General features: G+C 44.4%; 22 protein-coding genes. 9 read left to right on the top strand and 13 right to left on the bottom strand.

All coding sequences use genetic code 11. From position 1 onward, the window contains the following. Nucleotides 1-5 precede the first annotated feature (5 nt). The 5 genes from phrB to MSG38_RS08860 form a co-directional block, all read right to left on the bottom strand. On the bottom strand, nucleotides 6-1,421 hold the full coding sequence (phrB, locus tag MSG38_RS08880; RefSeq protein WP_248401641.1) for a deoxyribodipyrimidine photo-lyase: 1,416 nt from the start codon (nucleotides 1,419-1,421) through the stop codon (nucleotides 6-8). After that, a complete protein-coding gene (locus MSG38_RS08875; RefSeq protein ID WP_248401640.1) occupies nucleotides 1,418-2,365 on the bottom strand; it encodes a DUF523 and DUF1722 domain-containing protein in 948 nt (315 codons plus the stop codon). Before MSG38_RS08875 ends, phrB begins: the two co-directional genes overlap by 4 nt. Nucleotides 2,366-2,508: 143 nt before the next feature. After that, on the bottom strand, nucleotides 2,509-3,189 hold the full coding sequence (locus MSG38_RS08870; RefSeq protein ID WP_050651217.1) for a ChrR family anti-sigma-E factor: 681 nt from the start codon (nucleotides 3,187-3,189) through the stop codon (nucleotides 2,509-2,511). Further along, nucleotides 3,182-3,829 (bottom strand): sigma-70 family RNA polymerase sigma factor, encoded by a 648-nt coding sequence (locus MSG38_RS08865; RefSeq protein WP_017060967.1) that lies wholly within the window; start codon nucleotides 3,827-3,829, stop codon nucleotides 3,182-3,184. The genes MSG38_RS08870 and MSG38_RS08865 overlap by 8 nt, the downstream gene beginning before the upstream one ends. A gap of 110 nt (nucleotides 3,830-3,939) precedes the next feature. Further along, the gene (locus MSG38_RS08860; RefSeq protein ID WP_248401639.1) at nucleotides 3,940-4,560 is read right to left on the bottom strand and encodes an LON peptidase substrate-binding domain-containing protein; all 621 of its coding nucleotides are present in this window, start codon (nucleotides 4,558-4,560) and stop codon (nucleotides 3,940-3,942) included. A gap of 252 nt (nucleotides 4,561-4,812) precedes the next feature. Here MSG38_RS08860 and MSG38_RS08855 point away from each other — a divergent pair, with 252 nt between their 5' ends. Beyond that, the gene (locus MSG38_RS08855) at nucleotides 4,813-5,199 is read left to right on the top strand and encodes a tautomerase family protein (protein ID WP_017070218.1); all 387 of its coding nucleotides are present in this window, start codon (nucleotides 4,813-4,815) and stop codon (nucleotides 5,197-5,199) included. A gap of 105 nt (nucleotides 5,200-5,304) precedes the next feature. Here MSG38_RS08855 and MSG38_RS08850 read toward each other — a convergent pair whose 3' ends face one another. Further along, the gene (locus MSG38_RS08850) at nucleotides 5,305-6,102 is read right to left on the bottom strand and encodes a DUF4344 domain-containing metallopeptidase (protein ID WP_248401638.1); all 798 of its coding nucleotides are present in this window, start codon (nucleotides 6,100-6,102) and stop codon (nucleotides 5,305-5,307) included. 327 nt (nucleotides 6,103-6,429) lie between these two features. Between MSG38_RS08850 and MSG38_RS08845 the strand changes: the two genes are divergently transcribed. Together MSG38_RS08845 and gltS are read left to right on the top strand one after the other, a co-directional pair. Further along, entirely contained in the window at nucleotides 6,430-6,786 is a 357-nt protein-coding gene (locus MSG38_RS08845) for a YibL family ribosome-associated protein (protein ID WP_017060971.1), read from the top strand. A gap of 316 nt (nucleotides 6,787-7,102) precedes the next feature. Beyond that, nucleotides 7,103-8,329: a sodium/glutamate symporter gene (gene gltS / locus MSG38_RS08840; RefSeq protein WP_048610056.1), complete on the top strand. Its 1,227-nt coding sequence runs from the start codon at nucleotides 7,103-7,105 to the stop codon at nucleotides 8,327-8,329. A 201-nt stretch (nucleotides 8,330-8,530) separates the two neighbouring features. Here gltS and norW read toward each other — a convergent pair whose 3' ends face one another. From norW to MSG38_RS08820, 4 genes are all read right to left on the bottom strand, one after another. Then, nucleotides 8,531-9,700: an NADH:flavorubredoxin reductase NorW gene (norW, locus tag MSG38_RS08835; RefSeq protein WP_248401637.1), complete on the bottom strand. Its 1,170-nt coding sequence runs from the start codon at nucleotides 9,698-9,700 to the stop codon at nucleotides 8,531-8,533. A 1-nt stretch (nucleotide 9,701) separates the two neighbouring features. Then, nucleotides 9,702-11,201 (bottom strand): anaerobic nitric oxide reductase flavorubredoxin, encoded by a 1,500-nt coding sequence (norV, locus tag MSG38_RS08830; RefSeq protein ID WP_248401636.1) that lies wholly within the window; start codon nucleotides 11,199-11,201, stop codon nucleotides 9,702-9,704. 277 nt (nucleotides 11,202-11,478) lie between these two features. Then, entirely contained in the window at nucleotides 11,479-12,135 is a 657-nt protein-coding gene (locus MSG38_RS08825) for a nitroreductase family protein (protein ID WP_048610277.1), read from the bottom strand. Between the two features lie 291 nt (nucleotides 12,136-12,426). Then, nucleotides 12,427-13,293, bottom strand: a complete 867-nt coding sequence (locus MSG38_RS08820; RefSeq protein WP_248336358.1) for a glycerol kinase — start codon at nucleotides 13,291-13,293, stop codon at nucleotides 12,427-12,429. 571 nt (nucleotides 13,294-13,864) lie between these two features. On the opposite strand from MSG38_RS08820, the gene MSG38_RS08815 reads away from it, so the two are divergent. From MSG38_RS08815 to MSG38_RS08805, 3 genes are all read left to right on the top strand, one after another. Beyond that, nucleotides 13,865-15,757, top strand: a complete 1,893-nt coding sequence (locus MSG38_RS08815) for a PTS mannitol transporter subunit IICBA (protein ID WP_017066361.1) — start codon at nucleotides 13,865-13,867, stop codon at nucleotides 15,755-15,757. Nucleotides 15,758-15,940: 183 nt separating this feature from the next. Then, nucleotides 15,941-17,089, top strand: coding sequence for a mannitol-1-phosphate 5-dehydrogenase (locus MSG38_RS08810; RefSeq protein WP_248401635.1), 1,149 nt, complete (start codon nucleotides 15,941-15,943; stop codon nucleotides 17,087-17,089). 50 nt (nucleotides 17,090-17,139) lie between these two features. Further along, nucleotides 17,140-17,676 carry an MltR family transcriptional regulator gene (locus tag MSG38_RS08805; protein WP_017065079.1) on the top strand — a complete coding sequence of 179 codons (537 nt, stop codon included), beginning with the start codon at nucleotides 17,140-17,142 and terminating at the stop codon, nucleotides 17,674-17,676. Between the two features lie 261 nt (nucleotides 17,677-17,937). On the opposite strand, the gene nagB is transcribed toward MSG38_RS08805, so the two are convergent. Beyond that, entirely contained in the window at nucleotides 17,938-18,738 is an 801-nt protein-coding gene (gene nagB, locus MSG38_RS08800; RefSeq protein ID WP_019819998.1) for a glucosamine-6-phosphate deaminase, read from the bottom strand. 606 nt (nucleotides 18,739-19,344) lie between these two features. Beyond that, on the bottom strand, nucleotides 19,345-19,698 hold the full coding sequence (locus MSG38_RS08795) for a DUF413 domain-containing protein (RefSeq protein ID WP_017061517.1): 354 nt from the start codon (nucleotides 19,696-19,698) through the stop codon (nucleotides 19,345-19,347). A 154-nt stretch (nucleotides 19,699-19,852) separates the two neighbouring features. Here MSG38_RS08795 and MSG38_RS08790 point away from each other — a divergent pair, with 154 nt between their 5' ends. After that, nucleotides 19,853-20,743: a LysR family transcriptional regulator gene (locus MSG38_RS08790; RefSeq protein ID WP_248401634.1), complete on the top strand. Its 891-nt coding sequence runs from the start codon at nucleotides 19,853-19,855 to the stop codon at nucleotides 20,741-20,743. A gap of 182 nt (nucleotides 20,744-20,925) precedes the next feature. Here the strand turns inward: MSG38_RS08790 and MSG38_RS08785 are convergent, their stop codons facing one another. Further along, complete coding sequence (locus tag MSG38_RS08785) at nucleotides 20,926-21,129, bottom strand: hypothetical protein (protein ID WP_048610044.1); 204 nt, start codon at nucleotides 21,127-21,129, stop codon at nucleotides 20,926-20,928. Nucleotides 21,130-21,371: 242 nt separating this feature from the next. On the opposite strand from MSG38_RS08785, the gene MSG38_RS08780 reads away from it, so the two are divergent. Beyond that, complete coding sequence (locus tag MSG38_RS08780) at nucleotides 21,372-22,748, top strand: AlkA N-terminal domain-containing protein (RefSeq protein ID WP_122082261.1); 1,377 nt, start codon at nucleotides 21,372-21,374, stop codon at nucleotides 22,746-22,748. Between the two features lie 25 nt (nucleotides 22,749-22,773). Further along, entirely contained in the window at nucleotides 22,774-23,256 is a 483-nt protein-coding gene (locus MSG38_RS08775; RefSeq protein ID WP_122082262.1) for a methylated-DNA--[protein]-cysteine S-methyltransferase, read from the top strand. Nucleotides 23,257-23,270 lie beyond the last annotated feature (14 nt).

Below are 23,270 nucleotides of genomic sequence, written 5' to 3'. Positions count from 1 at the left end.
TCTAATTATTTGAAGAAGGCTAAGGCTCTCAATCGTGCTTCTTTGTGCTCAACGATGGGTTGCCAGTATTCGCTGTCTATTCCGTTTTTAGTGATAAAGTCATGTGGGAAATGCACATGTTTATCTGGGATATTTTGCAGCTCTGGTATGTACTTACGAATAAAAATTCCTTTTGGATCAAACTTTTCACTCTGAGTGATTGGATTGAAAATTCGAAAGTAGGGTTGAGCATCACAGCCAGTACTTGAGGCCCACTGCCAGCCACCATTATTCGCGCTGAAATCACCATCGATAAGGTGCGACATAAAGAAACGCTCACCCCAACGCCAATCGATCAGCAGGTGCTTGGTTAGGAAGCTTGCCACCACCATTCTTAGCCTGTTGTGCATCCAGCCTGTCTCAACCAATTGACGCATCGCTGCATCAACTAATGGGTAGCCTGTTTTTCCTTCGCACCACGCCTTGAAGCTAGGGTTGTCGTGATACCAATCTAAGCCGTTGTATTTTTGTTGGAAGTTCGCACCTTTAACCAATTTAGGATGATGAAACATCAAATGCTTATAAAAATCTCGCCAAATCAATTCATTAAGCCAAGAAAAGGCTGGCAACTGAGTATCAAATAACAAGTCCGGCTGTTGTTGAATCAACTGAATCGCTAACCAACGTGGGCTCACGGCGCCAATCGCTAAATAAGGCGATAGCCCCGATGTCCCTTTAACTGAGGGAATGTCTCTCAGACGTGCGTAGTCGTTGACTTTATTGCCTAAGAAATTGGGGATCACATTGCCCAATACATCTTGGCTTAATGGCCAGCGACTTGAATCAACACGCGGAAAGTCGAAATCATAGTCAGCGGAGAGGGTTAAGGTTTGTAAGTCGTCAGGAAGCTGTGTTTGTGAAATCTCAGTCGGCTCGACAGGAGCTGGACTGCAGATGATGCCTTTCACCTGAACTTCTTTTAACCAAGCGTTCTTAAAGGGCGTAAAGACTTTGAACATCTCGCCTTGTTTATTGAGAACGCTACCGAGTGGCAGCATAACGTCACAATCGCTGATCTTCAGGTTTAAGCCGCTTGAAATCAGCTTTTTATCGCGAGCCTGTTCATCGACCTCTGGCTCAGAGTTAGTGTAGACGCACTTGGCATCAAGCTGCTGGCATAAGTCGATGAGCTGTCTGGATTGATCGTCAAAGTCGGAAGCTTTCAGGTGAAGCAACGTTATCCCAAACTCAGCGAGCTGGGATTTGAGTTGTTTTAGGTGACGATAGATGAAATCAGCTTTGATCGGTGCAAGGTGGTGTTGCTGCCATTGCTGTGGGGTTGAAATAAAAACGGCGATAGATACGCCGTTTTCAATTGCTGCGACGAGCGCTGGGTTATCGTGAATCCTCAGGTCTCGTCGTATCCATAAAATGTCGCTCAATATCCGTATCTCAGCTTAAGTTCTTGTGGGTGCGGGTTTAGGTAAACCTGTGATTCCAAGTACTCGTTTGGGTATTCCATCAGGTAGTGATTGATCAGTGTCAGCGGCACTAGCAGTGGAATCACGCCCTCTCTGAAAGAATCTATCTGGTTGGTGAGTTCTTGCTTGTGAGCGCTACTCAGTTGTTTCTTAAAGTAACCTTGCAAGTGATGCAGCGTATTGGCGTGACTGCCTCGATTCGAGTGATGCGATAACGCCTTCATCAAACCTTCGATGTATTGAGCCGCCAATTCGTCGATGTCTAACTCATTACCCGCTAACAGTTTGCCTAAGCTTTTGTAACCCTCAACGTGGTGACACATGACTAAGTATTTGTGGGCGCTGTGGAACTGAATCAGTTTGTGTTTAGTTATGCCTTCATCTACGAGATCGAGCCATTTTTGGTAAGTGAACACTCGAGTCATGAAGTTTTCACGCAAAATGGGATCGTTAAGGCGGCCGTTTTCTTCAACGGGAAGTAACGGGTTACCGTCCATAATTTGTTGGGTGAACATGCCTACGCCAGTCGATTCAGAGCCGCGACCATGGTGGTGGTACACCTTCACGCGTTCCATGCCACAGGTTGGGCTTTTTTGACACACAATAAAGCCAGCAATGTGTTGGTTGTTCTTTGAGTAGTTTTGACCGAACTCGATCAGTTCGTTGGTCACATCACCTGAACCATCTGGGCGAGAAACGTGAATGATGTCATCTAACATTCTTGTTTGACGAATGGTTGGGCGAGGAGTTGGAAGGCCGACGCCCATTTCAGGACAAACCGGTTCTAACTCTACATAATCTGCAAGATCGTCTGTGCAGAAGCGAGAACGTTTGTGTCCTGTATCGAACCGAACTTTATGACCGGCGACACATGCACTGATGCCTATTTTTATTTTTTTATCCATTGGTCAATTCCTTACGATCATTGCTCATCGTTATTCTTATATTATGTGGTTTGTTGCTTATTCCACATTACTTTAGTTCGGTTTTTACTTTTCTACCTAGCCAACTGTGCGAGTCTTGTGACGAGCCCAGTAAATACTTCAATCTAATAAATGTATTTACCTAGTGGGTTGAACAGTTGACTCACGCCTTTAGTGAAGTACAACGCATCACTTGAAACGGTTAAACAGACACAACCTTCTTTTGTTGCAGGTTGATGAGTGTGATTGCCGTCCAACCAGATGAAGTCACCTTTGTTGTAGACGCCCATTTCGTCTTCGAAACTGCCTTCTAGAAGAAGCGTGATCTCGAAGCCTTTGTGGGTGTGACAAGGCACTTGTCCATCTTTGTCGATGTGCAACAAGCTGGTGTGGTGTGCTTCGTCAGCAAAATCGAGTCTTGCTCGTGAAATTTTGCCTAGGTTCATCCAGTCCTTTCTCGCGACTGAGTTGAGGGCGCGAGGAATTGTGAATGTTGTGTCTGCGACGGTTACTTTCTGAACCTCTGGAGTCACTTCAACTGACTGTGAAGCATCGGCTGTGATTTGCTCAATCGCGTCAAAATCAAAGTCCATGTCGTCCATTGAGAAGTTGTCTAAATCTTCATTTGAGAAGACTGGCTCTGCGTCAAATGCACTATTCGCCGCTTCAGCAGTGAGCTGCTTAACTTGTTGTTGGCAGTGTTCACACAGTTCTACATGGCTAGAAACAATCAAAGAAACTGAATCAGCCAGCGTGCCATCGACGAAGTCTTTCAAGATTGCCGCGTTTGGGTGATGTTTAATCATGGTCTTGTTCCCCCATGTGAACTTTTAATTTGGCTAAAGCGAGTCTCAGACGTGATTTCACAGTTCCAAGTGGGACGCCAAGTTGCTGAGCGAGTTGCTCTTGAGAGAGCTCTTGAAAATAGACACCTTTGACGATGGTTTTCTGAGCGAGAGGCAATTTCTCTATCTGAGTCATTACATGTCGACTCATCAAATGATCACCGAATGGCAAATCTTCACTTTGAGATTCGGCTACCATCGCATCTATCGGCCAGATATCGTCGGCTATCGTTTGTTCGGCTTTCGCTTTCACTTTGCGCAACATGTCGAACGCTGCATTACGCATTACCGTGTAGACCCAAGTGGTCGCAGCGCCTTTATCTACATTGTAGAGATGTGCTTTCTTCCAAACATTAGTCATCGTGTCTTGAACTAGCTCGTTGGCAGCAGCTTCGCCGCCTAACTTACTAATGCCAAAACGCTTAATCTTAGGAGCGAAGAACTTAAACAAACAGGTGAATGCCTGCTTGTCTCGGTCTGTACCAACCAACACCAACCAGCTCGAGAGCTCTGTCGGTACTTTGTTGTCTGTAGGTACTTTGTTATCGGGAATAATGACATGCTCCTTGCCGTTCCCTGAACTTCTGCTTTCCACTTGCATAGTAACTAACCATCATGCGAATTTGATAGGCACTACGTGAAAGGAGAAAGTCGGGATCACTTTAATTTAAATTAATTTCTACTATACAAAATTATAGTGAAGAAAAGTGCTTATTGCCCCGTAATGATTTGATTCAAAAAAGGAACTAGAGACGGAAAACTGGCTGGCTCAGTAAATTCTGTTTTCTTTTCCAATGGGATAGGCATCATTTCGAGCAATCGCGCACAAATCCATTGTGGGCTCTCGAAATCTGGAGTGGGATAGAGTGTTCTTATCGAATCGTGGTCGCGAAACAACTGAACCAAAAAAGCGGTAAACACGTTAGGCACTTTATATTCATGGGCTGGCCAGTGTGGCAACGATCTGAACTTACTTTTAATCAGGTCATCGTCGTCTCGAAACGACCCATGCAATTGCACCAACTTTTCGCCTTCAACATCAATCTCTAAGATCTGGTCATCCGACATATTGAAGTCGACGATGGTCACCTTTGTTCCCCAAGAACTGAGATGATCAGAGTTAGAGTTGTCTTGAGTGGCAATAATGAAACCACCGCCCTGCGCTGCGCGAGCGACCATCGCGAGATACTTTGGCTCAAAAATGCGCAGTCTTTGTCTCCCTCCCGGTAAAAGGAATATGGGGAGAGGAAACACAGCGAGCTCTAGAGAAGACTCTACGGGTGTTTCTGGTTCGGCGTCTGTCCGCGTGGTCTTCCTAGGTGAATTCGGCACATAGTACTCCTTAGTTCAGATGTGATTTGAGAAGATATACGCGGGGAGGGTGGTGTTCGATCAATTCGCTTCGGCTTATGTTGGCAAAGGGATAGGTATTTTGTTGCACCTGTTCATAAATTCATTGTTTTTACCTTTTTTCATACGCGTCATTAGGTAATATATGTACAAATAGTAAGCGAGTGGGTAGTCGCCAGACGATGCTTCTATCTGACGTTCTTCTATACCTAACATCGCATCAAAGGAATGGTCATGATTGTTATTTATGGTATCAAAGAGTGCTTAAATCCAATTAAGTTGCAGCTCTCTAATGTGTTGCAGCAGTGCTTGAACAGTGAAATGGGTTTACCCGATGACAAGCGAGCACATCGGTTTGTGCCATTGGAACGAGATGACTTCTTTTACCCGGAAGGAAGAACAGAAGCCTATACCGTCATTGAGATAAATATGATGGAAGGTCGAGCGGTAAACACCAAAAAGCGCTTAATTAAGAAGATATTTTCTGAGATAGAGAAGCAGTTAGCTATCTCTCCAATTGATATTGAAATCACCATTAAGGAACAGCCATCGCACTGCTGGGGATTTCGAGGCATGACCGGCGATGAAGCTCAAGATCTGAAGTATAAAGTGAAGGTATAGGGTTAACACGTAAGGCTTAAGCACACCTATCGAGTGACGGCTTTGGAATTTGATGCCAAAGCCGTTTTGCTAGTTCTCGACACTAACTTTTAAGCATTTAAGCATTTAAGCATCGTCACTCTCTTTTAAATACTGATGCCAATTTTCATTGATCACATCAAAGTGCTCTACGCAGAACTCTTTTCTATCTTTCAAATAGTCGTTTTCCACTTCATCGAGCAAGTTCTTATAGGCATCGGGATCGCTGCCATACACCAAGCATAGCGTGGAGAAGTAACGCTGCAGGTCGAAACTGTGCTCGTCGATGTACTCCCCCAAGTCGTAATACTCCGGGCGGTCTTCTGACTCGAAAGCAAACATGTCTGCAGCGCTGATAGCGGCGTCGGCCCCATGCTCTACGTAGTTAAGCAGTATTAAAGTCGCTAGGTTATCAACCGCATCTTCTTCTTTACCCAATATCGCAATGTTCTGATCTTCGATATACGCATGCCCAGCTTCGTGTAATAGTGTGTGCAGCAAGGTATCAATAGCGCCAGTTTGCGCGGATTTTCCATACTCTTTTTCGTATTGGTTCTTCTCAAAGTAATTGAGTGACTCAGCGTAAAAGCTATAAGGGATCAGCACTTGATGGGTTTGCGGATCGTAGAGGGGTCCTTCTTCCCCGCCATATTGAATGGTTAATGGCTTCTCAAACATGAACAGTTGGTTTGATAGGTCGACCACGGTGTCATTAACGCCACTGCTTTGAATCTCGCGTTTGAGCTGCTCTTCTTCGGTATTTTGCGGTGTAGAGTACTCGACGAGCAGGTTACTTTGAGTTGTTTGTTCACTAGATGCATAAGTTGTGGCAAACATTGCACTCAGGGCTAGGCTGCAGGTCAATGTTCGTTTCAATAATGTCATCGGCTATCCTTGTGATTACATGGTGAATCAGAGTCGTGCTGGGGGTAACAACAGCCAAGCTGTGTACCCTGATTTAGTTATTGCGTTAGAGTATAAGTTTAGACGGAATTTTGATGCATCGAGAACTGCAATTTTTGATGTAGGCGCTATCCTATCAATGAATTATCCGCTTAGAGGTTCGCCACAAAGAATAGGTGGGCTGAATAATCGGTGTCGATGTGATTCGTTTCTGTTGGTAATCAACAGATAAATTTCGGTTCAACAGAACCCTTGTGCTATACTCCGCGCCCCAATCCGAATTGGCTTGTTTAATCTTAGGAAATTATTATGAGTGTTAAAAACGAACTTCAACAAATTAACAACCGTCTAGACAAGTGTCGCCACAAGTTAGATGCTGCTAAAACTCGTAATGATCGTCCTGTTGTTCGTCAGTTCGAGGAAGAGATTAAGAAGCTAACTAAGAAAATTGCCCAGCTTAAACACAAAGAAAGCTACGATGTGAACCAAGAGCGTAAGTCTCTGGTTGATATGCCATTTAGCCGTGAAATTACTAAGGCTGAGCAAGCGGATATGGGTAAACTTAAAAAGTCTGTTAAAGGACTCGTAATTGTTCACCCAATGACGAAGATCGGTAAAGAACTTCGCATTGAGGTTATGACTGGTTACGCACCGAAAAAATTCTAATTACCAGCGATGGTGATGAAAGAGGAGCTAGAAATAGCTCCTTTTTGCTTTTTTAGGTATTAAGAAAGCAGAGTCAGCGGCATAGATACTCACGCCGTTTTCAACTTTTAGGAGGTGATTGTTGTCACAAATCCTTTTATCTCCTATAAAAGTTAACGTGCTACTAACATGGCACTAAGCGATCGCAGTAATGTGTTCGCTTTTCGAATCCACACTTTCTCTCCAGTTTGTATAAATATAGGTAGAGCAGCACAAATAATTACAGATAAAACTAGACTCATTAGGGAAGATGAGAACGTAAAAAAATAGAGGTTATATGAATCAATTAATTTCAATTGGACCATTAGAATCCTTCCTAATCGCGATTAGTGTTTTGTTTCTAGGTCATTTCGTCAATGCAAAGCTTCCGATTCTCAAAAAGTACAACATTCCAGAGCCCATTGTCGGCGGCTTGATTGTCGCTTTTGCTATTACAGCCCTGCACTTTAACGGCCTTGATCTTGAGTTTTCTTTGCCCCTGCAGAACACGTTTATGTTGATGTTCTTTGCAACGGTCGGTCTTGCGGCGAACTACACGCAGCTGATAAAAGGTGGTGCTAAGGTATTCCTATTCTTAGGGGTAGCGTCGGTTTACATCATTATCCAAAACGGTGTAGGCGTAACCTTAGCAACGGCACTAGGCCTTGAACCCTTGATGGGTTTGATTGCTGGCTCTATCACGCTTTCGGGTGGTCACGGCACAGGCGCGGCTTGGTCTCAAACCTTTGCAGACACGTTTGGCATTGCAAATACGCTAGAAATCGCAATGGCTTCAGCGACCTTTGGTTTGATCATCGGTGGTATTATCGGTAGCCCAGTGGCGCAAAAGCTTATTGATAAAAACCAGCTTGAATCTGAGTACGGTACTGGCACGCAAACGCACGAACGCTTCCCTGAACTTGTTACTTACAACGAGTATGAAGAAGATAAAGTGACGGCGAAGAAGGTGATTGAAGTGTTGTTCATCCTTCTTATCTGTATCACGGGTGCGAAGTACCTAGAGCAGTGGGTGGCGACTTTTGAAATTTCTTGGTTGATGATTCCTGACTTCGTTTACGCGTTGTTTATCGGTGTGTTCATCACTAACGTGTTTGAAGTGACTAAGCTGCATAAGACTGACAGCGAAACGGTCGATATTCTTGGTACGGTGTCATTGTCACTGTTCCTAGCAATGGCGCTAATGAGCCTTAAGCTTTGGAATATCTTTGACCTTGCGATTCCGTTCTTGGCTATTCTTGCAGTTCAGGCGGTTGTACTAGGTATTTTCTCTTACTTTGTGACGTTCAAAGTAATGGGTTCTAACTACGACGCAGCGGTTATGGCGGGTGGTCACTGTGGTTTCGGCCTAGGTGCAACACCAACAGCGGTAATGAACATGGGCTCTTTGGTGAATCGATACGGTCCATCGCCACAAGCCTTCATGGTTGTGCCAATTGTTGGTGCCTTCTTTATCGATATCGTTAACCTGATTATCCTTCAGGGTTACATCTCGTTTATCGGTTAATGTTCGCCTGTGCTTAAATGCGATGAGCTCATCGCACTAAGATGAACACAAGAAAGCCAGTCTGTTGACTGGCTTTTTTATTGCTTGCTTATACTCGAGTTGCTCTAGGATAAGCATCAAATTTTCCCGAATTTGATGTGCATTTTTGTGTTGAATACAGCCGAACTATGTAATGAGTCGACTGCTTTTACACCTTTGTACTTATGATGGTGAACTTATTTGCAACTCCTTTAGTAAAGGAAATGCAGCCTTGATGTGCTCTCCTGTGACAATAAATCCAACCAACTGGTTATCTTCATTGAAGCCTTTGGCGACAATGCCTTTAGGATCGAATCGAGTTTCCCAGCTCTGAGCTGTGTGAATATTGCGCCCTGCGAGCTGAATCGGGTAACTCGGTGTTTTCACCTTGGTGATCATATGAGGCAAGCTGAGCTTTACTTCACCCACTTTGACCTCTCCTGTATCCATAGTCAGCTGCTTCGCCAACACGTTTGCCGACAAGATTGCTGGCTGCAGATAAGCCATCACACGACCTTCAATTTCAGCGCAATCACCAATCGCATACACATTGTTGGCGCTGGTTTTCAGGGTGTCATCGACCACAATGCCTCTGTTGATGTCTATTCCCGCTTGCGTGGCTAAAGTCGTATTTGGCCTTAATCCTGCTGCGGCAATCACGATATCTGCTCGTATTAATCGAGAGGCGGTAGTTTGTAGCCTGACTCCATCGTGGAGGTAAGTCGCTCGACAAATCGCAGAGTCGGTTTCGACGGTAACCCCTGCTTTTGCCAGCTCCCTTTCCAACTCAAGTGAAACGAAAGGCGGCACAAGGCTGTTCAATAGATAACTTGCGGGTTCGATAATCGTGACATCTTTGCCCGCAGTTTGAAGGTCGAATGCAAGCTCGACCCCAATCAAGCCTCCACCAATCACAGTGATACGTTGGGCGTCATCAACCTGAGCCTTGTGTTTATCGAACTCTTCCAAGCTATTTAGCGTAATGGTCGCGCTGCGTTTAAGCCCTTCCGCTGGTGGTATGAAAGGTGTAGCCCCCGTTGCTAATACCAACTTCGAATAGTGGATGATTTGCCCGTCAACATGAACACACTGCTGCTTGGTATCGATTTCACTGACTAAAGCCTTGGTTTTGATAACCACGTTGTACTGCTCAGCCAATTGCTGAGCGTTATTAACGGCTAACGACTGTAGTGTTTGAGCCTGGCTGAATGCGTGTGAAAGATTCGGCTTACTGTACTCAACCCCTGCATCTGCCGTGATCATGGTAATCGCGACATCTTGGTCAATTTTACGTACCATCTTTATGGTTTGTAGGGCGGCGAAACCACCGCCCACAATCACAATGTTCGACATGTTACTTCTCCACAAACACTTCTTTGCCTAAATGGCATTCTGGGCAAAGGAAATCATCCGGCACTTGTGTCCATGGTGTTCCTGGTTCAACGCCTTGGTAGGGTTCACCCAGTTGTGGGTCATACACCCATTCACACACCGTGCAGCGCCAGCAAGTGCAGTCTGCGCTATGTACAGGCTTATCTTGCGCTTCTTCTGGCTTCTGCTCAGCCGTGTCTTTTAGCCCTGTTGGGGTGCTTGTCGGTGCTGATTCAATACGTTGAACGTTGCGCTCAACTTGTTTAGGCTCACTAACCTCGTCCGCATCGGTGCGCCAAACCTCGGCCAGTGTCATCCCGTAATCAATACATTGACGAAGTGCGTCTGTATCTGGTTTCCAGTGGATGTGCTGAGGTGCGCTAACCTCGAAGCTGGCTTCACGTAAGCGAGCATCGATGCGTTTTACTGCGCCGCCAGTCCAACCTGAAGATCCAAATGCAGCGGCTCTTTTTCCTGCAAAGCGCAAGCCGTGTATTTCTTCAAGTAGCGCGGCGATTTGCGGCATCATCACGTTGTTCATGGTCGATGAGCCAACAAGCACACCCTTTGAGCGGAAGACATTAGCAAGGATGTCATTCTTGTCGTGCTTAGAAATATTGAACACCTTGATTGCCGTTTCTGGGCTGCCTTTACGGATACCCTTTGCGATGGCATCAGCCATCATGCGAGTGTTGTTCGACATAGTGTCGTAGACAATCGTGATACGATCTTCTTTGTAGGCTTTCGACCACTCGTAATATTGCTCAACGATTTGAGTCGCATTGTCACGCCAAATACAGCCGTGAGAAGTAGCAATGACATCGATCGGCACGCCTAAGCTCAGTACTTCTTCAATCTTTGCTTTAACCAGCGGCGCAAACGGCGTCAGGATGTTCGAGAAGTAACGCAGACACTGTTCATGTAGTTCGACTTGGTCTAGCTGGTCATTGAATAGGTTTTCGTCGCAGTAGTGTTGGCCGAAAGCGTCGTTACTAAACAGGACTTCATCACCGGTTAAGTAAGTCGCCATTGAGTCTGGCCAGTGCAGCATTTTCATCTCAACGAAGATAAGTTGCTTGCCGTTACCCACATCGAGCGTATCGCCAGTTTTGACGGTTCTGAAATTCCAGTCTGGTTGGTGGTGATGGCCAACAATGGAGGTCACTCCAGCTTCAGTACAATAAACCGGCGTGTTGGGGATTTTAGCAAGCAGAGCAGAAAGAGCACCTGCGTGGTCTTCTTCAGCGTGCTGACAAATGATGTAGTCGATCTCATTGATATCGATTTCCATCTCTAGGTTTGCAAGGAATTGCTCAGTAAAGCGATGATCGACAGTATCGACAAGCACTGTCTTCTCTTCACGGATCAGGTATGAGTTATAGCTCGTACCTTTGTTCATGTGGTATTCCTTACCGTGGAAGTGCTCGGTTTCCCAATCGTGGACGCCGACCCAATGAACATTTGATTTAACGTGAATAGTCATAATGATAATACCTTATTGAAATATCTAAGGCTCTCATTGCACTAGTTGTGCCATGTTTTTAAGTAGTTGTTTTGTTTGTATTTGTTTGCTTTTTGAGCTCTAGTTTGTGTCTTTATGACTTATTGGTTTTTGTAATCATATTGATTTTAATGTGTCTTTATGACTTGTCGGTGGGTAGTGGCTTGGATAAATAACAGATATAAAAAAGGCCAGACGAGCGTCTGGCCAAATAAAGCAGTGCGATTTGTTTGTGTCAGCTATTACAGATCAGTGTCTATTACAGCGTAGTAATGACTTCATCAAGAGCTAGGCGCGCTTTTGGTTTGCCGTAGTTGTAGTCTTCGCCGTCTTTGTGGTAGCCGATAGCTAGCGCTACATCAACAATGTGACCTTCTAGTTCGTCAGCAAACTCTTCGCTGATCATAGCTGCGTCTACACCTTCCATAGGTGTTGAAGCGATACCTAGACGAGCTAGTGTGTGCAGTGTGTTACCTAGTGCGATGTAAACTTGAGACTTAGTCCAGTTACCGTTGAAACCTGTTTCGTCTGTGTTCATTTCTGCGAATGCGTAAGCACCTAAGAATTGCTCGTACATTTCAGCTGGCAGGTGACCAGAGCTTACTTCTGTATCAGCACGCTTCGCGAATTTCTCTTTAGTGTACTTAGGATCGTGAGCAAACAGGATCGTGTGTGACGCTTCTTTCGCATGTGGTTGGTTAAACTGGAACATGTTTTCGAAAGTATTGTGGAAGCGTTGTTTTGCTGCGTCACTCTCAATGATGATGAATTTCCAAGGCTGAGAGTTGATAGAAGAAGCTGACAAGCGAAGTGCTTCTTTGATTACTTCCATGTCTTCCGCAGAGATGCGTTTTTCTGCATCGTATTTTTTAGCTGTGTAACGAGTGTTTAGATCAGTAATGATTGGATGAGTCATGTTGAATCCTAATATCTATCAATAATAAATGTTGTAGGGTTTTATGTTCAGTCACGTCAACAATAAACGGATAACGAATTTAAACGAATCTCTATAGATTGAACGTCTAAATAGTTATCGAACATGCCCCAATAAATCGAGTATCTGCGGTAGCTCAAGTCGATGGGTGTAAGATAATAGAAGAATGACTCGGGAAAAATAGCGAACATATCAAATCACTATGGTTAATAATGTCCATAATGATTCGATAAATGTGATCTTAATGGAGGTGGAATCTCTAGATTCAGTAGCTTAGTAAGCCTTGATACCATATTGGCGCAATAATGGCGGAAGTACGCTGTCTAGGTTGGGGATATCTTCTGGCGTGATTTCGATTAAACCAAAACCATGATCTTCATAGATTTTTCTCGTCGCTTCACGTTTATCTTCGGCGATTGGCGCAGAATCGGTTCCCCAGAACTGGATGTATACTTTGCCACTTGGTAGATAAAAATCGCTGATCACTTCTTTTGATATTGGTAGCGGACGCTCGTACGCATGAACCACTCCTGCCATATAAAGCCAGTTATCGATGATCAGTTCTCCCTTTGAACGAACATAATGCCCATCTAAGCTTCGGTGCTTCGCCTCAAATTTCTGACGAAAACTGGAGAATGACACATCGGTCGAGTGGCTTTCAGCATCATGCCCTAGGAATTCAACAACAGACTGCTTCAAACGTTTATTGCGAACCAGTGAGTCGTGCCATACCACGAATAAGTTTTGAGTCGCTTTATCTTCTCTTTGTTCACCACCGGCTTTTAAGCCTGTAGAGGTGACATGCCAACCGTCTTCTTCTTTTGTTATCCAACCAAGTTCATTGAGCAATAAGTTGATCTTCTTTGCGCTAAGTTGAAAAGCACTACCCAGTTGAGTCGCAGTTAGTGTTTTTCCTGAGAATGAGTCCAAATCGATAAGTAGTTTCTCTGGCCAGACAATAAAGACACCAAACTTCTTGTGTTCGACATATTCCCCACCAAAGCTTTCTCCCCGTTCTGTGAGAATCCAACGCTCTTGTGAACGCACTATATAGCCCGCTGTTTTTAGATCGCTAAATAAAGCTTTAGCTTCTATGCCTTTTTGTTTAGCGAGTGCGGATGTGGAAATTTTGTCTGACATAGTCTTTTCTCAAATAGCGGAGTCATCAGCTTATGGGTGTTGGAGATATATATGATGCGATAGCGTTGGTAAATACCATATCACATCTATCAATACTAACTGCAGTTCAGTGGTCTATGTTTTTAGTAGAGCGTTAGGTCTCGTTTTGTATTTTTAGCAAAATGTAGCCCAGACTGTAATTAAATTACATTTATAGCGATTTTGCTCATCTGGGTGCATATTTTATATGCGTGACACGATGTTCTTTTATACGGTTTATATAGATCTCAGATGCTATATTTTACTAAGTGTGATTTTGATCACTGTTTATTTTTAAGTATTACAAAATAAAATGTGATCTTGATCGTGTGTTAATGATATCTATTCTCATTAATTTGGCTTTGTAATTTAAATTCATGGTGTTTTTGTGATCTAAGATGTGCTTGTTAACCCGAAAGTGTTTTTCGTGTGTGATGGCCATCACGAAAGTTGGGCTAGGGTGCATTTTGGAAATGTTGTGATACATTTTAATCGACTTTTGAGTACACACTTTCGGTCATTTGACCAACCAATACACTACGGGGTTCTACCTATGTTATCACCAGAAGCAAAGATTAAGGTTCAAAACTTTGGTCGTTTCTTATCCAATATGGTAATGCCAAACATCGGCGCATTTATTGCGTGGGGTTTCATTACTGCACTATTCATCCCAACGGGTTGGTGGCCTAACGAAACGTTAGCATCAATGGTTGGTCCTATGATTACATACCTACTGCCACTATTGATTGGTTACACCGGTGGTAAAATGGTTGGTGGTGACCGCGGTGCGGTAGTGGGCGCTATCACAACAATGGGTGTTATCGTTGGTACTGATATCCCAATGTTCATGGGTGCAATGATTGTAGGTCCACTAGGTGGTATCGCAATTAAGAAATTCGATGAAGCTGTTCACGGTAAAGTGAAGAGTGGTTTCGAAATGCTAGTGAACAACTTCTCTGCGGGTATCATCGGCATGATCTGTGCGATCATCGCGTTCATCGTGATTGGTCCTGCGGTTAAGATTCTGTCTGGCGGACTTGCGGCTGGCGTAAACGCAATGGTAGAAGCGGGTGCACTACCTCTAGCATCTATTTTTGTTGAACCTGCGAAAATTCTATTCCTAAATAACGCAATCAACCACGGTATCTTCTCTCCACTAGGTATCCAGCAATCTGAAGAGATGGGTCGCTCTATCTTCTTCCTAATCGAAGCAAACCCAGGTCCTGGTTTTGGTCTTCTACTTGCTTACATGGTGTTTGGTAAAGGTAGCGCGAAGCAATCTGCTGCTGGTGCATCTATCATCCACTTCCTAGGTGGTATCCACGAAATTTACTTCCCTTACGTTCTAATGAACCCACGTCTAATTCTTGCGGTAATCGCAGGTGGTATGGCGGGTGTATTCACTAACGTAATGTTCGATTCTGGCCTTATCTCTCCAGCATCTCCAGGTTCTATCTTCGCAGTCTTACTGATGACGCCAAAAGGCTCTTACATCGGCGTGATTCTATCGGTTATCGCAGCAACGGCAGTATCGTTTGTTGTAGCGTCAATCCTTCTTAAAACATCAGCGCAAGATGATGAGGAAGATTCACTAGAGAAAGCTTCAGCACAAATGAAAGACATGAAAGCGTCTTCTAAAGGTGCAGCAGCAGAAGCAAACGTAAACCTAGCGGATGTAAAAGCAGTTTATGTAGCGTGTGATGCGGGTATGGGTTCAAGTGCAATGGGTGCAGGTCTACTACGTAAGAAAGTAGCAACAGCTGGCCTAGACATTGAAGTGACCAACTACGCAATCAACAACCTACCAGCTGATTCGCAAATCGTTATTACGCATAAAGACCTAACAGACCGTGCTCGTAGCACTGTGCCAGGTGCGATGCATATGTCTCTAAGCAACTTCCTAGACGGCGGCGTATACGACCAACTAGTTGCTGAGCTTGTCGATGCTCAAAGTGGTGAAGCGAAAGTAGAAGCTCCGGCTCCTGCAGCAGCTCCAGCGCAAGAAGGCAACAAGCTTGCACTTACTGACGACAGCATCTTCCTTGGCCTTAAAGCGACTCAAAAAGAAGACGCAATCAAGTTTGCTGGCGAACAATTAGTAAAACTTGGCAACGTATCACCAGAATACGTAGACGGCATGTTTGCTCGTGAAGAGCTTGTGTCTACTTACCTAGGTGAGTCTATCGCAGTACCACACGGCACAATCGAAGCGAAACAGTACGTACAAAAAACCGGCATCGTTTTCTGTCAGTACCCTGAAGGTATTCAGTGGGGCGAAGATGAAGATGATATCGCGAAGATGGTTATCGGTATTGCCGCACAAGGCGATGAGCACAACATGGTGCTGATGGCTATTACCAATTCACTCGATGATGAAGAAGCTGTGGAATGCCTACAGAACACAACAAACCCTGCTGATGTTCTACGTATTCTCAACGGAAACTAAAAAGCTCTAGTCAAGCTCCTGAGTGAAGGAGGCCGGTATCCCCCTACTGGCCTCATTTTCGGTCTTAATCTTTCTAACAAGATTCAGTCTGAATAGCTTACTGCTTAATGCCTAGGGCACATCGTCAAGGCATGTTGTTGAGCAGTTAGCTATCTAGATTCAAATATTTATAAGGTCAAAATTATGAAAGCGTTACATTTTGGTGCAGGTAATATCGGTCGTGGTTTCATTGGTAAGCTTCTTTCTGATGCTGGTATGAAGGTTACGTTTGCTGACGTAAATGAAACGGTTGTAAATGCGTTAATTGAACGCCAAGAATACCCAGTTAAGATTGTTGGCGAAGAGTGTGTTATCGAAGTTGTTAAGAACGTGACAGCAGTAAACTCAGCGACAAGCGCAGTAGTAGATTGCATTGTTGAGTCTGATCTTGTGACGACTGCAGTGGGCCCTACGGTTCTTAAAATCATCTCTAAGTCTATCGCTCAAGGCATTGAAAAGCGTGCAGCAGCAAACAACACTGCACCAATGAACATCATCGCGGCAGAGAACATGGTTCGCGGTACTAGCCAATTAAAAGCAGCAGTGTTAGAGCACCTTTCTGATGAAATGAAAGCGTTCACTGAAGAGCACATTGGCTTTGTTGATTCAGCGGTTGACCGTATTGTTCCACCGGCAGAAGCGGGCGAAACAGACCCTCTAGCGGTAACAGTTGAAACGTTCAGCGAGTGGATCGTAGATCAAACACAATTCAAAGGTGAGATTCCAAACATCCCAGGTATGGAATGCACTGACAACCTAATGGCTTTCGTTGAGCGTAAACTGTTCACTCTAAACACGGGTCACTTGGTAACGGCATACCTTGGTGTGCTTGCAGGTCATGAGACTATTAAAGACTCTATCGAAGATGACGTAATCCGCGCAGAAGTAACAGCGACGATGGAAGAGAGTGGTGCGGTTCTGATTAAGCGTTACGGCTTTGATCCAGAAGCTCACGCTGCCTACATCCAAAAGATTCTAGGTCGTTTTGCTAACCCGTTCCTACGTGATGAAGTAGACCGCGTTGGTCGTCAGCCAATTCGTAAACTGAGCCCGCAAGACCGCCTAGTTAAGCCTCTAAACGGTACATTAGAGTACGGCCTACCGAATGCTCACCTAGTAAAAGCAATCGCTGCTGCGTTCCATTACAAGAACGAAGACGACCCACAAGCGGTTGAACTTCAAGCAATGTTCGCAGAAAAAGGCTTTGCTGAGACATTAGCGCATTATTCTGAGCTGAATAGTGACTCAGAAGTTGTTAAACTAGCGGAAGAAGCTTATCTAGCATTGAAATGATAAACCATCAAAGTGCCACACCAGTGGCACTTTCTTATTGTCGAGCCGTTATGCCAATACAAACAAGCCATGAAACTGAATTACTCGAAGCCCTTTCGGAAGCTGAGAGTGCTGGCGCCTGCCTAATGGCTGCTTATGATGCATTGGACGACACGGTAGATGCCGTATTAAAAAACATCTTTAAGAAAGACGACACTGCAATTAAGTTCGTTGTCGAACCACTTCTCAACAGTGGTGGGCCGTTAGGCGAGATCATGATTCGTGCTAAGTTGCTACTCGGGCTTGGCGTGATCAGTAAAGAACTCTACGACGATCTCGAGGTTTTCGTTACCTTGAAAGAGTGGGCGAAAATACAGGGTGAAGACACCAGCTTCACAGAAGTTGATGTGATATTTGAGCTCAACAAGGTGCACGCTATTCAGCGTATTATGCCTATCGAATATGACGCGGAGATGGTGGAAACCATGTCTGGCCCAATGCTTGAAATGTTCTTGGGGCGACATAATCAAAAGGTGAAGTCGACGATCGTATTAGCTATCACTGACATTATCACTACCTTGTGCCGAGATAACGCGCTGAGCTCTTAGCTCTAGTTTGCAGCCCTGCTTATCTTGTTTCACACCCTACATATCTTGTAGTTGTTCGTTCGTTTCAATACAAAGTTTAAAATGATGGCGGTTTCTCTCGTTGGAGAAATCGCTTTGTTGTTTTTGTGCCTCTAAAAATATCCGAAACCTCTTCCCATTAAACACGAAAGTAACAGGCACAAAAAAAGCCACATTCAGTGGCTTTTTCTATTCAAGACGCTCTCTTTATTAAAAACGCCCTGCTATTCAAGACTATAGGAATTATAGGTCTTGGATGTTCTCAGCTTCTAGCTCTTGGAAGTAGCGTAGAGTCTTAACTTTTAGCTCTTGTTGAGCTGGCTCATCAGCAACGATGATAGCTTTACGGTGCATCTGTAGAGCTGTAACAGTCCACATGTGGTTTACAGAACCTTCGATAGCCATTTGAAGCGCTTGAGCTTTGTTGTGGCCTAGAGAAAGGATCATCACTTCTTCTGCATCTAGAAGAGTCGCAACACCGATAGTTAGTGCGTATTTAGGAACTTGGTTGATGTCACCATCGAAGAAACGAGAGTTCGCGATACGAGTGTCTTCAGTCAACGTTTTGATACGAGTGCGTGAAGATAGAGAAGAACCTGGTTCGTTGAATGCGATGTGACCGTCGATGCCTACGCCGCCCATGAACAGGTTGATTTTGCCGTATGAACGGATTTTCTCTTCGTATGCTGCACAGTGAGCATCGATATCTTCAGCTTTGCCGTCTAGCAGGTTGATGTTTTCTGCTTGGATATCAACGTGGTTGAAGAAGTTCTCGTGCATGAATGTGCGGTAAGATTCTGGGTGGTTTGGTTCGATACCAACGTACTCATCCATGTTGAATGTTACAACGTGCTTGAAGCTTACTTCGCCAGCTTTGTAAAGTTCAATTAGCTCAGCGTAAGTAGTTAGAGGTGTGCTACCAGTAGGAAGACCTAGTACAAATGGACGCTCAGCAGTTGGAGCGAATTTGTTGATCGAATCTGCGATATGACGAGCAGCCCATTTACCTACTTTTGCTTTGTTGCTTAATGGAATAAGTCTCATTGATTTTGCCCCTAGAAATAAAATTTTATAGTGTTCTGAAACATTAATTCGCATTATAAAATAAGTTATCCAGTTCCGCTATTGTTTTAGGTCAAGTTTTTGCTTTTTTCGTCGTAACTGTGACTGGAACTCTCAATATTGCACAATTTTTGTATGGATATTTGGTGGCGTTAAACAAGATTAATACGTTTGTCATATACAGCAATGTTGATCTAATTCAGCACCTGAAAGGGTTGGTGTGTTTCTATGCCTTGATACGATTATTGCAATAATCGCATCGCTCGAACCATTGACGAATTTTGGTGCATTAACGTGTTTCGCGTATAAACAAGCGTTGAGCTTACAGTTGAAACTAGAAAAATAATGATGGCAATGGAGCGCTATCGTGATAAAAGACAGGGGCAGGGTGAAGAACGATGAATCTCAGTGGGATGAATACCCATAAGATTGAACGAGAGCTGTGTTTTAGTCACGCTATCGCTATGAATTGTATATAAATATTGGTAAAAATGGACAGGTTGGCTAAACTTACCAATTACAAAGAAGATGTGTGTTTGAAGGCAAAAAAAAGCCCAAAGTGATGAGGTATCACTTTGAGCGATTTTACTAATCTTCTAACACTAACTCACTTTCGTATTCTTCCCTAGATACGTCGCCGCGTTTGCAGCCGTTTAGGGTGTGAAAGCGACGGCGTCCACGAGCCAGTTGAATGTACTTCAACCAAACACGCTCTAACTTGGACTTTGCCTTATGAGGGTGAGACAACACTTTAATGAAGTGTTTTTCTTCTGCATTGATTGGTGCTAGTTCACCAGTTTCAAGTGCAAGCATAGTGTCACCAAACAAGGTTAGGATTTCCTCTTCTGAAAGAGTAAAATCACCCGACTTAGCGAACCCTCTCGGGAATTTAATGGTGTCATAAAAACGTTTTTTTCCGTGTCGGAATTCGGTCTCAGACATATCAGCCTCAGTAATGTGGTTAGATAGAAATTAGTGTTTATTGCTCACGCGAAAATATTGTTAAAAGGCTAAAATAGGAAACAAAACGTTTTTGCCTTTACGATAAACAATCCTAGATCGGCTAGTTAGCAGATTTATTACAGAGATGTATTTGATGGATGTGAAAGTATTTAGAACCTTTCTTGAGGTTGCAAGGGTGCGCCATTTTGGGCGTGCAGCTGAAAACTTGTATTTAACACAAGCGGCGGTGAGTGCGCGGATCAAACAGCTTGAAGGCTATTTTGATACTCAGCTCTTCATCCGTGACCGCAATAACATCAAACTCACATCTTCCGGTGAACGTTTGATTGGTTATGCCGAAGTGATGGTGTCCACCTTACAACAAGCCAAATTTGAGCTGTCGTTAGAGAGTGGTAAAGCTTTACAGCTAACGCTGGGCGGCACGCCGAATATTTGGGATGCGTATCTGCAAAACTGTTTAAGTGTGGTGACCGACTCTTTTGGCGGTTACGGCTTTATGGCAGAGGTGATGGGGCGCGAGCAACTGAACCGTAATTTGTTAGAACGAACCTTAGATATGGCTTTCGCGTTCGATCAGATCAAAGCAGAAGAGCTGAACTGTAAAAAAGTCGCTGACTTGGTTTTGGTGTTGGTATCAACGCAGCAAGATGATCTGGAATCTGTATTCCAACACAAGTATGTGTATGTGGATTGGGGTACGCGTTTTGGTTCTGAACACGCAGAACGTCACCCTAAAGTGCCAGCACCTTATCTACGTACCTCTACAGCCCGTATCGCCCTCGATTTCATTTTAGAGAAAGGCGGCAGTGCGTATCTTCCGGTGTCTCTAGTCGAACCTTTTATCGATTCGGGTCAGCTGCACAAGGTGAAAGGGGTTGAAGACTGGTATCGCCCAATTTATCTGAGCTACCGTAAAAGCAGTACTTCGGTTGATGCGATCATGCAGGTTGAGAAGTTGGTTAATGAGATTGACCCATCGACGGCTTACACATTGCAGCAAGCCGCGGAACAAGCGCTTGAGTAACGGCATTCGCGGTAAGCAATGGCTTTATTGATTAGATTCAATAAAAAATGGCTCCCAACTAATTGTATAGTTGGGAGCCATTTTTGTTTTAAACCAGAAATGTACTTCTTTTCGGAACTAGAGATCGTTTCTAATTCCATAAATATCGTTTAAGCCTGGTATGTGTAGCCTTTTTAGAAGCCCTATAGGTTCATTAGATTCTCAATAGACTCTTCAAGAGAGTGTGACATGTACGAATGGATTTGACTGCCATCCGTTGCGTCAATCTCAATCATAGAAATCCCGTTGTCCGCTTTGTCTTCAAGAAAGCTCAGAGACTGCTCGACTGATTGACTGGTGAGAACCTGTTGGTTTGATAAAACAATACGACACGTGTGAAGAACCATAGCCTTTTCCTTTTTATATTTATATTCGATCGGTCTCTGCATCTTGGCGTGCTAAGTACCGATCGTTGACGTTGTGAGAAGATTGCCTTCTCTAGGTTAAATTTAGTCGAATTGAATAAAATTAAAACCCTTTTTTGTGATTTATCTGACCTTCGCTTCCGAAAGTGGCTAGCGACAATGGTGGTTCACGGTAAACTTTTAGGTATCGGATCAAACGCTATGGTAAATGGGAAGAGTACGGCATGTCGAAAAAGATCAATCACAACAGCACCTTAACCAGTGAACAGTGCCATTTGGCTCGATATGCGCGAGATGCTCGCTTTGATGGGATGTTTTTTACAGCGGTGAAAACGACAGGAATTTTTTGTCGCCCGATTTGCCCAGCAAGTCCGCCCAAAGAAGAAAACGTCGAATATTTTTCCCATCAAGCTCAAGCATTGAAAGCGGGGTATCGTCCTTGTTTACGTTGCCGACCAGACAGCGCGCCTTTTTCGCCAGCATGGAAGGGCGTCGAAACCACTTTCTTGCGTGCGATGCAGTTGATTGATAATGGCGCACTGAATTCAGGATCTATCGTCGACCTTGCAACGCGGCTAGGTATTTCAGATCGTTACTTACGAACCTTATTCGAAAATTACATCGGTGTGTCACCCAAGCAATATAGTCTGTACAGCCAACTGATGTTCGCCAAGCAGTTGCTGCACACCAGCAGCATGAGCATTACGGATGTCGGCTTTGCTAGTGGCTTCAATAGTACGCGCCGTTTTAATGATGCCTTTCAAAAAGAGCTGCAGCTTTCGCCAACCCAAATTAGGCGAGCCAAGCCAAGTGACACCCTGCGTAATCATATTCAGCTTGGTTTTCATGGACCCTTAGATTGGAATCACTTGTTGGGGTTTTATCGACGAAGAATGATTGAGGGCTTAGAAGATGTTGGCGAAGATTATTATCAGCGTTCGGTAAATGTGAACGGGTCAAAGGGTTGGTTTAAGGCGACTTTAGACAAAGAAAACCGCTTGGATATTGAATTTGAGTTGGATGATATAAGCCAATTAAGAAGCTTGATTGCGAATATACGCCGTATGTTCGATCTTGATGTCGATATTGCCAAGGTCGAGACGTTCTTTACGACTATCGATCCTAATTTGGTGGCTAAGAGTGGCATCCGTATTCCTGGCGTGTGGAGTGCTTGGGAGGCAGGCGTGAGAGCGATTCTCGGGCAGCAAGTCTCGGTAACGGCGGCGATTGGTCAACTTAACTTATTGGTCAAAGAGCTTTCTGATGAACATGAGAAAGCCAGCTTCCCAACACCAAAACAGATAGCGGAGGCCGATGTTAGCTTCTTGAGAATGCCGGGAAGCCGCAAAGAGACCCTAAAGCGTTTTGCCGAATACATGGTCGACAATGAAGCTGAGCATCCTTCTAAATGGATTGAGCTAAAAGGCATTGGGCCTTGGACGATTCAATATGCACTGCTTCGCGGGTTAAGCGAACCTAATCATTTGTTGGTTGGTGATTTGGTGGTGAAGAAGTTCATTGAGCATCGACCTGCCATCAACACAGAGAGCGTTTCACCTTGGGGTAGTTACGCCACGTTCCACTGTTGGAATCAGTCTTAATCGGAATACTAAGCTAGGAGATATCATGGACAACCGTTTTACTTACTATGAGAGCCCATTGGGAACCGTGACTTTACAGGCGAACGATGAAGGCTTGCTCGGCCTTTGGTTTGAAACATATACCACCAAGCCGAAACAGTTGGGTGTTCAAGATGATAGCTTTCCGATCTTTGCATTGGCTATCGAGCAGCTTAATCGCTATTTCTCGGGTGAAGCTATCCAATTTTCTGTGCCGATTGCAGCCAAGGGCACGCCATTTCAGCAGTCGGTTTGGCAGGCGCTGACGACTATTCCTTATGGAGAAACTTGGAGCTATGCACAACTGGCTGATGCGATAGGCAACCCGAAAGCCGTTCGTGCTGTGGGTTTGGCGAATGGCAAAAATCCGGTTTCAGTGATTGTGCCGTGTCACCGTGTGATTGGTAAAAATGGCAAGCTGACGGGTTATGCGGGTGGCGTAGAACGCAAACAGCGCTTATTGGTGATAGAAGGAAGAGAGCAAGACTAGCAAGCGATTTGGCA

The organism is Vibrio sp. 1CM24A, from assembly GCF_023161725.1.
GTDB classification, from domain to species: domain Bacteria; phylum Pseudomonadota; class Gammaproteobacteria; order Enterobacterales; family Vibrionaceae; genus Vibrio; species Vibrio coralliirubri.
Note: the sequence above shows the minus strand (reverse complement) of the source record. Positions and strands in the feature narration are given on the sequence as shown.